13 protein-coding genes are annotated in these 11418 nt (G+C 69.6%); 4 read left to right on the plus strand and 9 right to left on the minus strand.

Going from position 1 to position 11418, the window contains the following annotated elements; translation table 11 throughout:
• Positions 1-39: 39 nt before the first annotated feature.
• From ABZ477_RS03250 to rpsP, 4 genes are read right to left on the minus strand one after another with little or no spacing between them, the layout of a single operon-like run.
• A complete protein-coding gene (locus ABZ477_RS03250) occupies positions 40-678 on the minus strand; it encodes a hypothetical protein (protein ID WP_360127745.1) in 639 nt (212 codons plus the stop codon).
• Positions 679-713: 35 nt separating this feature from the next.
• A complete protein-coding gene (rimM, locus tag ABZ477_RS03255) occupies positions 714-1385 on the minus strand; it encodes a ribosome maturation factor RimM (protein WP_360127748.1) in 672 nt (223 codons plus the stop codon).
• Position 1386: 1 nt separating this feature from the next.
• Positions 1387-1617, minus strand: a complete 231-nt coding sequence (locus ABZ477_RS03260) for an RNA-binding protein (protein ID WP_243075040.1) — start codon at positions 1615-1617, stop codon at positions 1387-1389.
• Positions 1618-1620: 3 nt separating this feature from the next.
• Positions 1621-2046, minus strand: a complete 426-nt coding sequence (gene rpsP, locus ABZ477_RS03265; RefSeq protein ID WP_360127751.1) for a 30S ribosomal protein S16 — start codon at positions 2044-2046, stop codon at positions 1621-1623.
• A gap of 339 nt (positions 2047-2385) precedes the next feature.
• On the opposite strand from rpsP, the gene ABZ477_RS03270 reads away from it, so the two are divergent.
• Together ABZ477_RS03270 and ABZ477_RS03275 are read left to right on the plus strand one after the other, a co-directional pair.
• Entirely contained in the window at positions 2386-3033 is a 648-nt protein-coding gene (locus ABZ477_RS03270) for a hypothetical protein (protein ID WP_360127754.1), read from the plus strand.
• A gap of 83 nt (positions 3034-3116) precedes the next feature.
• The gene (locus ABZ477_RS03275; RefSeq protein WP_360127757.1) at positions 3117-4280 is read left to right on the plus strand and encodes a glutamate--cysteine ligase; all 1164 of its coding nucleotides are present in this window, start codon (positions 3117-3119) and stop codon (positions 4278-4280) included.
• 113 nt (positions 4281-4393) lie between these two features.
• Here ABZ477_RS03275 and ABZ477_RS03280 read toward each other — a convergent pair whose 3' ends face one another.
• From ABZ477_RS03280 to ABZ477_RS03290, 3 genes are all read right to left on the minus strand, one after another.
• The gene (locus tag ABZ477_RS03280; RefSeq protein ID WP_360127760.1) at positions 4394-5242 is read right to left on the minus strand and encodes a type IV toxin-antitoxin system AbiEi family antitoxin domain-containing protein; all 849 of its coding nucleotides are present in this window, start codon (positions 5240-5242) and stop codon (positions 4394-4396) included.
• A gap of 206 nt (positions 5243-5448) precedes the next feature.
• Entirely contained in the window at positions 5449-7017 is a 1569-nt protein-coding gene (gene ffh, locus ABZ477_RS03285; RefSeq protein ID WP_360127763.1) for a signal recognition particle protein, read from the minus strand.
• A 77-nt stretch (positions 7018-7094) separates the two neighbouring features.
• Positions 7095-8078 carry a TetR family transcriptional regulator gene (locus tag ABZ477_RS03290; RefSeq protein ID WP_360127766.1) on the minus strand — a complete coding sequence of 328 codons (984 nt, stop codon included), beginning with the start codon at positions 8076-8078 and terminating at the stop codon, positions 7095-7097.
• Between the two features lie 105 nt (positions 8079-8183).
• Between ABZ477_RS03290 and lipB the strand changes: the two genes are divergently transcribed.
• A complete protein-coding gene (gene lipB, locus ABZ477_RS03295) occupies positions 8184-8822 on the plus strand; it encodes a lipoyl(octanoyl) transferase LipB (RefSeq protein WP_360127769.1) in 639 nt (212 codons plus the stop codon).
• Positions 8819-9850: a lipoyl synthase gene (gene lipA, locus ABZ477_RS03300; RefSeq protein WP_360127772.1), complete on the plus strand. Its 1032-nt coding sequence runs from the start codon at positions 8819-8821 to the stop codon at positions 9848-9850. Before lipB ends, lipA begins: the two co-directional genes overlap by 4 nt.
• Before the next feature lie 100 nt (positions 9851-9950).
• On the opposite strand, the gene ABZ477_RS03305 is transcribed toward lipA, so the two are convergent.
• Both ABZ477_RS03305 and ftsY read right to left on the minus strand, forming a co-directional pair.
• Entirely contained in the window at positions 9951-10451 is a 501-nt protein-coding gene (locus tag ABZ477_RS03305; RefSeq protein WP_360127775.1) for a DUF2004 domain-containing protein, read from the minus strand.
• Positions 10452-10518: 67 nt separating this feature from the next.
• Positions 10519-11391 carry a signal recognition particle-docking protein FtsY gene (gene ftsY, locus ABZ477_RS03310; protein WP_360127778.1) on the minus strand — a complete coding sequence of 291 codons (873 nt, stop codon included), beginning with the start codon at positions 11389-11391 and terminating at the stop codon, positions 10519-10521.
• Positions 11392-11418 lie beyond the last annotated feature (27 nt).

Raw genomic sequence — 11418 nt, forward strand, 5'->3', positions numbered from 1 at the left:
GAGATCGACGGATGCGGCAGCCGCCGGTGCGCGCGCGGCTCAGCAGACCGGCATCTCCATCTCGCCCCGCCTGATCGCGATGTACGGCTCCTCGTCGCACGAGTCGAGGATCTCGAAGCGGTATTCGCCTCGCTCGGCGACGAACCGCGATCCGGGCTCGTCGACGACCGTCCATCCCCTGTCCGTCAGCTGGTCGCCGTAGAAGTCGACAAGCTCGTCGACGTCGAGATTGCGCACCACGACCGCGCAGGCATTCGGCCCGACCACGATCGTGTCGACCCACCCGGGATGCTCGAGCTCGTCGAAGGCCTCCTCGATCGCGGGATCGATGTTCGGCACCATCTCGGCGCACGCCGGGGACTTGGGAGCCGTCTCGTAGCGACTGACGGCCGCGGCTCCGCCGGCCGCGGCGAGACCGAGGACTGTGAGCGTGAGGACGAGGGCGGCGGCGACCCGCACCCACACTCCTCTGCCGAACACGATCGCGAGGACGGCCAGGCCGACGGCCAGCAGCAAGCCGCCTAGGCCCTGTTCGAAGGCGAAGCTCGCACCGTCGGCCCAAACGCCGGTCGTCGGTCCGTAGAACCGGGCGAATCCGCTCACGAACCACACCACGAAGGCGGCCACGATGGCCGATGCGCCGACGAGGAGCCAGCCGACGAGGGGGCGGCGCTGCATGCTCGGATTATGCCGAGCCGCAGGCGGGCGTGCAATCAGGCGGTGTCGGTGGCTTCCGGAGTGTCGGATTCGACGCCGTCGGGCTCAGCGGCCTGCGGGGCGTCATCGTCGTCAGCGGCGGGGAGCTCTTCGAAGAGCCCGGCGGGCGGCGTCACGACGACGCGGCCCGCGGCGATGTCGACCTCGGGCACGATCGCCTTGACGAACGGCACGAGCACCTCCTCGCCCGCCGTCGTGCGGACGCTCAGGAGGTCCTGTGCCGGGAAGTGGTCGACGCGGATGACGCGGCCGACGACCCCGTCGTCACGGACGACGTCGAGTCCGACGAGCTGGTGGTCGTACCACGCGTCGTCCTCGTCGGCCGTGGCCTCGGCATCCTGATCGATCCACAGGATCGCGCGGACGAGCTCCTCAGCCGCGTTGCGGTCGTCGACGCCCTCGAAGAAGGCGACGGGGTGGCTGTTCATCCACTTGAACTCGCGGACGGTCAGCGGCTTGCCGTGCCACGGCGAGGATTCGGGCACCTGCAGCGTGAAGGTGGCGCCCGGCGTGAAGCGACCCTCGGGGTCGTCGGTGTACAGCTCGAGCTTGATGGCGCCCTTGAGCCCGTGCGCCTTGACGAGCCGGCCGACGCGCAGCTGCGTCTTCGGCGGACGCGTGGGCTTCTTCGCCGCGCTCTGGGAGTCGGGCGATTCGTTCTCGCTCACGTCAGTCGTCCGCGACGTCGACGCGCACGCGGCGTCCGTCGGCGAGCGCCGAGATGAGGGTGCGCAGGGCCTTCGCCGTGCGTCCGCCGCGCCCGATCACGCGACCACGGTCATCGGGGTGCACGTGCACCTCGAGGACGTCGCCGCGGGGCGACGTCGAAGAGTGGATGCGGACGTCGTCAGGGTGATCGACGATCCCCTTGACGACGTGCTCGAGCGCGGCGGCCAGCACGGATTACTCGGCGTCTTCGGCCGGAGCGGCCTCGGCCTCGTCGGCGGGAGCCTCGGCGACGGGCTCCTCGGCCTTCTTCTCAGCCTTGGGCTTGATGACCGACTTCTTCGAGGAGTCGACCTCGAACTCGGCCTTGGTCTCGGCCGTCTTGACGGTCGAGACGGCGTTCGCGTCGCCCTTGAACTTGCCCCAGTCGCCCGTGAGCTTGAGGATGGCGGCGACCTGCTCGGTCGGCTGCGCACCGACGCTCAGCCAGTACTGCGCGCGCTCGGAGTCGACCTCGATGAACGAGGGCTCCTCGGTCGGGTGGTACTTGCCGATCTCCTCGATGACACGACCATCGCGCTTGGTGCGCGAGTCGGCCACGACGATGCGGTAGTACGGCGCACGGATCTTGCCGAGGCGCTTGAGACGGATCTTGACAGCCACGATTCTCCTGAATGTGTGGAAAGTGATTGAACCGATCGCCTGGAGAGTGGGGTGCACACCCGGCGGAAGCTCTGAGGGAGGAACAGCACGCTGGATAGAGGGTCGAGCGCACGTTCCGACCAATAATTCTCTCACACCCTCGAAGCCGTCGCGAACGCGCGGCTCGAAGTCCCCCTCACCGGGACCGACAATGGAGGCGAAGGATGCTGTCGCGATCGCGTTCATCGAACTGAGGCGGAAGCGCGCTTCCGTGCCGCTGGCGGACGGTTCGGTCAGGTCCCGGCTCGCGCGCGCGAAGGCTCGCCTCCCCGGCGAGCTCGCACAGATGGGAGTGGTGCCATGAGCGACCAGCTGACACCCCGCGAACACGAGGACATGCCGGATCTGCAGTCGGCCGGCACGCGGCGAATCCGACCCGCCGTGTCACGGCGCACATGGATCCTCGTGGGAGTCATTGCCTTCCTGGTCGCGGGAACGGTCGGCGGCGTCGTGGCGAGCGCGCAGAACACCGCGCCTCAGGATGACTCGCCGGCCGACGCAGTTCCGACGCGCACCGTTGCTCCGACGCCCGTTCCGACATGGACCGTGCCGGAAGAGCCGAAAGGGTTCGACCCGGCTGCATTGCAGCCGTCGCTGCCCGGCATCGCCTCCCCTGCGGAAGGGGAGCACGTGACGCCGCTGCCCGATCCGACACAGGATGAGCGCGTCATGCTCGGCACCCGCAGCTGGCTCGACCAGCAGGGCATCGACTATGTCAGGGCGCAGGGTTTCCAGCGTGTCGGCGGCATCCAGGCGTGGACCGCACCACTCAAGGACGGCACAGGCAGCTGCGTCCTGATCCGCACGAACTTCACCGGCGGCGGATTCTCGGAGGTCGCCTGCGAGGCTGCCGGTGTGCCCGCCCAGGTCGAGCGCGACGTCGACGGCACGCTGCTCCGCTTCACGATCATCGGCAGCGCGATCGACGTGTACGCCGTGCCGCAGTGAGCCGGGTCCCCTCGCCGCGCTCGGCGTGACACCGCGCGTCCGGGACCGGCCGGGTCGCGGCATCCGCGTGCCAGACTGTGCGGATGACGGTGCCTTTCGCGACATCCGCCCGATCCACGGTAGGCCTCGAGTGGGAGCTCATGCTCGCGGACGGCGGGACGGGCGACCTCGTCCCGCGCGCACCGGAAGTCCTCGAAGCCCTCGAGGAGACGACGGCTCTGGAGCGCTTCACCGTCACGGGCGAGCTGCTCACGAACACGGTCGAGGTCACGAGCGGCGTCGGGGGCACCGTCGCGGCCGCCGTCGACGACATCGCGGACGCCATCAAGGCGGTGCGCACCGCGACGAACCCGCTCGGCATCGAGCTGCTGTGCGCCGGGAGCCACCCGTTCGCGCAGTGGTACGACCAGCAGGTCACCGACAAGACGCGGTACAACACCCTCATCGAGCGGACCCAGTGGTGGGGCCGCAACATGATGATCTGGGGCATCCACGTGCATGTCGGCGTCGAGGACGTGAACAAGGTCTTCCCGATCATCCACGCACTGTCGGTGTACCTGCCGCATCTTCAGGCGCTTTCGGCATCCTCCCCGTTCTGGGCGGGCGATCGCACCGGCTACGCGTCCAACCGCGCTCTCGTGTTCCAGCAGCTGCCGACGGCGGGACTGCCGTGGCCCCTGGCGGACTGGGCGGAATTCGAGCACTACCTCGACGGGATGGTCCGCACCGGCGTCATGGCCGACGCGACCGAGGTGCGGTGGGACATCCGCCCCGCACCCCGCTGGGGCACGATCGAGGTCCGCGCGTGCGACGGCATGTCGACGCTGCCGGAGCTTGCCGCCGTCGCGGCGCTCGTGCAGGTGCTCGTCGAGCACTTCTCACGCGAGCTCGACGAGGGCCGCGAGCTCCCCGTCATCCCGCCGTGGTTCGTGCGCGAGAACAAGTGGCGCGCGGCGCGCTACGGCCTGGACGCACGCGTGATCGTCGACGCTGCCGGCGCGCAGGCGCCCGTCCGCGAGCATCTGCGCGAAACGATGGAGCGGCTCGCCGACATCGCCGTCGAGCTCAAGTGCGCGCGCGAGTTCGCGGGCCTCGAGACCACCCTGACGCAGGGCGCGTCGTACGCCCGTCAGCTCATGGTGGCAGATGCCGCGGACGGCGACCTGCGCGAAGTCGTGCAGCACCTCATCCGCGAGTTCCGCGCGGGCCCTACCCTGCGCGAGCACCTGGCCGAGCTCGCCGGCTGACCCCGCCGAGGGTCATCCTCGTCGTCCTGCGCCTCAACGATCTACAGGTCAACCACGCATTCGCAGGAAGAACTCGGCCGATTGGTCCTGTCAATGCGTGGTTGACCTGCCGATCAGGCCACGAGGTGACGGCCCTGCGCCACGGCGCCGATGATGGATGCCTCGACATGCCTCCAGTCGAACATCACCTGCTGGTAATCGAACCGCAGGACGGTATACCCGAGCAACACGAGTCTTGCATCGTCGCGGATGTCCTTCCGCCGTCGACGGACCTCGCCATGGTGCTCGAACCCGTCGATCTGGACAGCTAGGCGCTCACCGATCAGCACATCGACCGGATGACCGTCGATCCATACCTGCTGACGGACGGCAAGGCCGTACGGGCGGAGCCGGTCGATGAAGATCGTCTCCAGGCCCGAGTCGGAATCGCTGCCGACGGCGTTGGCCAGCTGCCGCGCGATGACGCTTCGCCAGCGGACGAGACGGAGGAATCCGACGGATACGTCGCCCCGGCGGATTGCGGATTCCCAGACGGCTCGTGCCTGCTCGAACGGTAGGCATCGTGCGACCGCTTCGAGCACGTTCAGTGTCGGATCCACGAGCGCAAAGCGCGCAACGGGAGCGAGCGGCGCACCCCAGTGGAGCACGACGTCCGTCGCGTCGTGGCGCGACGAGGTCGCGGGCACCCGGACGTGGAGACTTGAGCCGTCGCCTCGTGGGACCCACAATCCATGTCGCCGAGCGGCAGTGACGCAGGTCAGCCGGCCGCCGAGCGAGGCGGCTGCTTCGAACTCCGGGTCGATGTCGCGCAAGGCGACCCATCCACGGGGCAGCCGGCGCAGTTCGCCGCACCGGACTGCAGACCGTATGGCGTGGTCGCTGTAGCCCGAGGCGAGCACTTGGGATCGATGCGCGAGACCGGAGTGGGCCGAGATCCAATCGGCGAGGCGGAGCTGGGGCATGCGTCCACGATCGACTCGCGGAAAGCCGTGGAGGGCAGCATCCCGAATTCCGTGGATAGCGGCGGTGCATGCCTGCCTTGGGAGACGACGACGGAACACCCTATCCCCAGGTCAACCACGCGGCTACAGGATGGATTTCCGCGAATCGGCCTGCGAACGCGTGGTTGACCTGTAGATCGGTTGGACCGGGATGCCGGGAGCTGGGGTCAGCCGCGGCCGAGCATGCGCTGCAGCTCGGCGAGGTCCTCGGCGGAGGGCTCGCCCTTCGCGGCCCCAGCGCCCAGGCCGAAGCCCGAGCCGGTCGGAGCCTCGATGGCGGCCTGAGCCGCGATGCCCGCGTTCTCGGCGGCGCGCTTGGCGGGGTTGCCCGAGCGCGAGCCGGAACGGGACTTGACCTGCTTGCCGCGCTTGGAGGACGCACCGGGACGGGCACCGGGCATGGGGCCCATGCCGGGGATGTTCGGCACCCCGCCGCGGGCGACGGTCTTCATCATCTTGGCGGCCTGCTCGAAGCGGTTGACGAGCGCGTTGACGTCGGTCACGGTCATGCCCGAGCCCCGCGCGATGCGCAGGCGCCGCGAGCCGTTGAGCACCTTGGGGTTGCGGCGCTCCCCCGGCGTCATCGAGCGGATGATGGCCTCGGTGCGGTCGATCTCGCGCTCGTCGAAGTCATCGAGCTGCTGCTTCATCTGGCCCATGCCCGGGAGCATCCCGAGCATCTTCTTCATCGAGCCCATCTTCTTCATCTGCTGAAGCTGGTCGAGGAAGTCCTCCAGCGTGAACTGGTCGGTCGCGAGCTTCTCGGCGACCTTCATCGCCTCTTCCTCGTCGAACGCGGCCTGGGCCTGCTCGATGAGGGTCAGGATGTCGCCGAGGTCGAGGATCCGCTTGGCCATGCGGTCGGGGTAGAAGACCTCGAGGTCGTCGAGGCCCTCGCCCATCGAGGCGTAGATGATCGGACGGCCCGTGACCGACGCGACCGAGAGCGCGGCGCCACCGCGCGCGTCGCCGTCGAGCTTGGACAGCACGACACCCGTGAAGTCGACACCCTCCTGGAAGGCCCTCGCCGTGTTGACGGCATCCTGTCCGATCATCGCGTCGATGACGAACAGGACCTCGTCCGGGTTCGTCGCCTTGCGGATGTCGGAGGCCTGCTTCATGAGCTCGGCGTCGACGCCGAGGCGTCCGGCCGTGTCGATGATGACGATGTCGTGCTGCTGGCGGCGCGCGATCTCGACGCCGTCCCGCGCGACCTGCACGGGGTCGCCCACGCCGTTGCCCGGCTGCGGCGCGTAGACCGCGGCGCCGGCCTGTCCTGCGACGACCTGCAGCTGGCCTACGGCGTTGGGGCGCTGGAGGTCGGCCGCGACGAGGAGCGGCGTGTGACCGTCCTTCTCGAGCTGCTTCGCGAGCTTGCCGGCGAACGTCGTCTTTCCCGAACCCTGCAGGCCCGCGAGCATGATGACGGTCGGCGGATTCTTCGCGAACTGCAGCCGGCGCTGCTCGCCGCCGAGGATCGCCACGAGCTCCTCGTTGACGATCTGCACGACCTGCTGAGCCGGGTTGAGCGCGCGGTTGACCTCGTCGCTGAGCGCGCGCTCGCGCACCTTCGCCGTGAAGTCCTTGACGACGACGAGCGCGACGTCGGCGTCGAGCAGGGCGCGACGGATCTCGCGCACCGTGCCGTCGACGTCCGCGGGCGTGAGCTGCCCCTTCTTGCGAAGGTTGCGGAAGGTCTCGGTGAGACGATCGGAGAGCGTGCCGAAGGTAGCCATGATCCCCCGATTCTACGGGAGCCCACGTGCGCGCCCGCCGTGAGGCGCTCCCGGCGCGCAGCGCGACCGGTCGAAGTTCAGCGGTCGGGCCCGAGCTCCTGGAAGAGCGTCACCTGGAGCCCTGCCGGCGCGCGAAGCCGCGCGTTGAGCGACCGCCACGGCGTGATGCGGGCGGATGCCTCGACCTCGGCGCCCGCCGCGGCCAGTCGCTCCGCGACGGCCGCCGTGTCGCCGACCTCGAACGCGATGCGGATCGGTTCGCTCGGCGCATCGCCGTCGGTCTCGACCCGGTCGATGAGCTCGACCTGACCGGGGTTCGACAGCTCGAGCGTCGCCTCGCCGGCAGCGAGGATCACGACCCGGGCATCGCCCTCGCCCTCGTAGGACTCCTGCTCGACGAGGCCGAGCTCGTCGCGGTAGAAGCGCAGCGCGTCCTCGAAGTCCTCGGCGAGGGCGACGACCCGCAGCTGTCGGACGGGCGTCGGGAGGATCCGCCCCGCCGCGCGCAGCGCCTCGGCGAGAGTCCCCGCGAGCGGCGCACGTCCGGCACCCTCGTGGGCCCATGCCTCGATCGCTGCGATCACGGCACCTCCGTGGGCGGCGCCGGCGACGTCCGCCTCGAGCGCCTCGGCGCCCGCGAGGCGCAGTCGCGCAGACACGGCTGCCGCGATCCGGGCGCGGCGGACGGATGCCTCGCGCTCGAGCTCGCCCTCGAGGCCCATGGCGCCCGTGTTGACGAGGGCGAGCGCGAGGCTGTCCGGCGCGAAGTCCTCTCCGAGGGCCGTGAGCGCGGCGTGGACCGCGGGCGCGGCATCCGCTCCCGTGCCGGCGTTCAGCCGCGCCTCCAGCGTCGCGATGCGCTCGTCCAGGCCCGCCCACAGGACGTCGGACTTGGAGGCGAAGTAGTTGAAGAAGCTCGAGCGGCTCACTCCCGCACGCGACGTGATGTCTGCGATGGAGGTCTGCTCGAAGCCGCGCTCGAGGAACAGCTCGCAGGCGGCCTCGGCGAGGATCTCGCGCGACGACGCGCGGGGGCGGCCGGTGCGCGGCTCGGTGCTCATCGCTCCACGCTATCCGGCCCTGCCGTGCCTGACCATCGCGACCGGGGCGTATTGTTGGACGCGATCCAGAAACTCGCCACCACTCGCCACAAGCGAAGGAGCGCCGTGCTCGACATCCTGACCCCCGGCTTCGCGCCCGACTTCGTGCCGTATCACGACGGCTGGCAACTCCAGCGGAGCGTCCACGCCGACGTCGTCGCGGGCGAGCGTCCCGACACGCTGATCCTGCTCGAGCACGATCCGGTCTACACGGCGGGCGCGCGCACGGCGCGCCACGAGCGTCCGACCGACGGCACGCCGGTCGTCGACGTCGACCGGGGCGGCAAGATCACGTGGCACGGACCGGGCCAGCTCGTCGGCTACCCCATCGTCCGCCTCCACGAGCCGATCGACGTCGTCGGGCATGTCCGCACGCTCGAGGGCCTTCTCATCGACGTCCTCGCGGAGTACGACATCGACGGCTACCGCGTCGAGGGACGCAGCGGCGTCTGGGTCCGCCGGCCGCTCGGCGAGGACAAGGTCGCCGCGATCGGCGTCCGCGTCCAGCGCGGGGTGACGATGCACGGCTTCGCACTGAACTGCGACAACTCGCTCGCGGGCTTCCGCGGCATCGTCCCGTGCGGGATCGCGGATGCCGGGGTCACGACCCTCAGCGAACTGGTCGGCGCCGACATCTCGCCCGTCGACGTGCTCGACTCGGTCGTCCGCCTCTTCGAGGCCGAGTACGCGGGGGTCGCGGCATGAGCGCGTGCGCGACGCCGGGAGCGGCATCCGGACCCGCCTCCGCTCCCGAAGGCCGCAAGCTCCTGCGGCTCGAGGTGCGCAACGCCCAGACGCCCATCGAGCGCAAGCCCGAGTGGATCAAGACGCGGGCGAAGATGGGCCCCGAGTACCAGGCGCTGCACTCCCTCGTGAAGACGGAGGAGCTGCACACCGTCTGCCAGGAGGCCGGCTGTCCCAACATCTACGAGTGCTGGGAGGACCGCGAGGCGACGTTCCTCATCGGCGGCTCGCAGTGCACGCGGCGGTGCGACTTCTGCCAGATCGACACGGGCAAGCCCGCCGACTACGACACCGACGAGCCGCGCCGCGTCGCCGAGAGCGTCGTGCGGATGAACCTCCGCTACGCCACCGTCACGGGCGTCGCACGCGACGACCTTCCCGACGGCGGCGCGTGGCTGCACGCAGAGACGGTGCGGCAGATCCACGCCATGAACCCGAATACGGGCGTCGAGATCCTCGCGACCGACTTCAACGGGGACCCGGCCCTCCTCGACGAGGTCTTCGACAGCCGGCCCGAGGTGTTCGCGCACAACGTCGAGACGGTGCCGCGGATCTTCAAGCGGATCCGCCCGGCGTTCCGGTACGAGCGCTCGCTCGACGTCCTGACGCAGGCGCGGGCAGCGGGCCTCATCACCAAGTCGAACCTCATCCTCGGCATGGGCGAGGAGCCCGAAGAGGTCGTGCAGGCGCTCCAGGACCTCCACGACGCCGGCACCGACATCATCACGATCACGCAGTACCTGCGGCCGACGCCCCGGCACCTCCCGGTCGCGCGCTGGGTCAAGCCTCAGGAGTTCGTCGAGTTCAAGGAGGAGGCCGAGCGCATCGGCTACCTCGGCGTGCTCGCGGGTCCGCTCGTGCGATCCTCGTATCGCGCGGGGCGCCTGTGGGCGCAGTCGATGATCTCGAAGGGCCGTGAGATCCCGGCCAACCTCGCGCACATCGCGGAGGACGTGCACGTCGACCGAGGGTTCGCCCAGGCCGTCTGAGCCGGAGCGCTGAGATCAGGAGCGAGCATCCGGATCAGGCCGCTGCGGCCGAAGCCGTCCTGATCCCGGCGCTTTCTCCTGATCCGACGACGTCGAGCGCCTAGTCGGCGCTCGTCACGGACAGCACGTCGCCGTCCGAGCCGAGGTTGACCAGCAGGACGTCGTCCGTGGCGTCGGGGTCGAGCGCGTACTCGAGGACGGCGAACGGCTCGGAGCCGCCGTGCTCGTCGGCGAGGATGGTCATGCTCATGAGCTGGAGCGAGCGGATGACGTCGATGTGCAGGTCGCCCGACACGTCGACGAGGACTTCCTCGATCTCGTCGCCGAGCGACTCCTGCTGCTGCAGGATGTACTCCGTCACCTCGCTCGTGCGATCGTCGAGCTCGGAGACCATGGCGTTGCGGGCATTCCGGTCGATCGCCTCGAGCGACGACACGAGGCCGGCGGCGACGTCGAGCGCAGCCTCGGACACGTCGTCCTGGTCCGGCGCCGTGAGGTCGACCGTCACGGTCTGATCGCCCAATTCGACGGTCTCGGACCAGAAGATCGATCCGTCCGGCCCGGACTCCAGGAGTCCGAAGAAGTCGTGCTCGATCGCCATGTCCCAATGAAACCAGCACCGTGGCCCCCGCGGTAGCCCGGAGCCTTTCAGGCGTACGCCGGGCGTGTCACTCGACGAGGGACGCCGCGAAGACGTGCGGCGTGAAGCCCGTCAGATCGCCGATCCCCTCGCCCTGCCCGAGGAGCTTCACGGGGATGCCGGTGCGCTCCTGGACCGCGAGCACGAAGCCGCCCTTCGCCGAGCCGTCGAGCTTCGTGATGACCAGGCCCGTGACGCCCGCGTGCTGGAGGAATGCCTCGGCCTGCATGACGCCGTTCTGGCCCGTCGTCGCGTCCAGGACGAGCAGGACTTCGCTGATCGGCGCCTGCTTCTCGATGACGCGCCGGATCTTCGTGAGCTCGTCCATGAGGCCGCCCTTCGTGTGAAGGCGACCGGCAGTGTCGACGAGCACGATCTCGGTTCCCGTGCGCTTGGCGTAGTCGATCGTCTGGAAGGCGACGGATGCCGGATCCTGGCCCTCCTGCTGCGGCCGGACGATCTCGGCGCCCGCACGCTCCGCCCAGGTCGCGAGCTGGTCGACGGCGGCGGCGCGGAAGGTGTCGGCGGCGCCGACGACGACCGAGCGACCGTAGCGCTGCAGGAACTTCGCGAACTTGCCGATCGTCGTCGTCTTGCCGACGCCGTTGACCCCGACGACGAGCACGACGGCGGGGCGCTCGGTGAGCTTGAGCGTCGTGTCGAACTTCGCGAAGTGCTCCTCGAGGCTCTCCTTGAGCATCCGCTGGAGGTCCTTGGGGTCGTTCGTATGGTACCGATCGACCTTCTCGCGCAGGTCGTCGATGATCCGCTCAGTGGTGGTCGGCCCGAAGTCCGCTGTCAGGAGCGCCGTCTCGAGGTCGAGCCACGTGAGCTCCGTGATCTCGGGCGCGGCGAACATCGAACGCAGGGCGCGAACGAGGGACCAGGGGCTTTCTGCCATGCCGTCCAGCCTACGGGCGCCGCCTGC

The sequence above is a fragment of the Microbacterium sp. NPDC019599 genome, from assembly GCF_040632175.1.
In the GTDB taxonomy this organism is placed as follows: domain Bacteria; phylum Actinomycetota; class Actinomycetes; order Actinomycetales; family Microbacteriaceae; genus Microbacterium.

What these genes read in the sequence shown, in the direction of transcription:
- ABZ477_RS03250 (WP_360127745.1), bottom strand. Translation starts at nt 678, where the DNA reads ATGCAGCGCCGCCCCCTCGTCGGCTGGCTCCTCGTCGGCGCATCGGCC.
- ABZ477_RS03270 (WP_360127754.1), top strand. Translation starts at nt 2,386, where the DNA reads ATGAGCGACCAGCTGACACCCCGCGAACACGAGGACATGCCGGATCTG.
- ABZ477_RS03275 (WP_360127757.1), top strand. Translation starts at nt 3,117, where the DNA reads ATGACGGTGCCTTTCGCGACATCCGCCCGATCCACGGTAGGCCTCGAG.
- ABZ477_RS03280 (WP_360127760.1), bottom strand. Translation starts at nt 5,242, where the DNA reads ATGCCCCAGCTCCGCCTCGCCGATTGGATCTCGGCCCACTCCGGTCTC.
- ffh (WP_360127763.1), bottom strand. Translation starts at nt 7,017, where the DNA reads ATGGCTACCTTCGGCACGCTCTCCGATCGTCTCACCGAGACCTTCCGC.
- ABZ477_RS03290 (WP_360127766.1), bottom strand. Translation starts at nt 8,078, where the DNA reads ATGAGCACCGAGCCGCGCACCGGCCGCCCCCGCGCGTCGTCGCGCGAG.
- lipA (WP_360127772.1), top strand. Translation starts at nt 8,819, where the DNA reads ATGAGCGCGTGCGCGACGCCGGGAGCGGCATCCGGACCCGCCTCCGCT.
- ABZ477_RS03305 (WP_360127775.1), bottom strand. Translation starts at nt 10,451, where the DNA reads ATGGCGATCGAGCACGACTTCTTCGGACTCCTGGAGTCCGGGCCGGAC.
- ftsY (WP_360127778.1), bottom strand. Translation starts at nt 11,391, where the DNA reads ATGGCAGAAAGCCCCTGGTCCCTCGTTCGCGCCCTGCGTTCGATGTTC.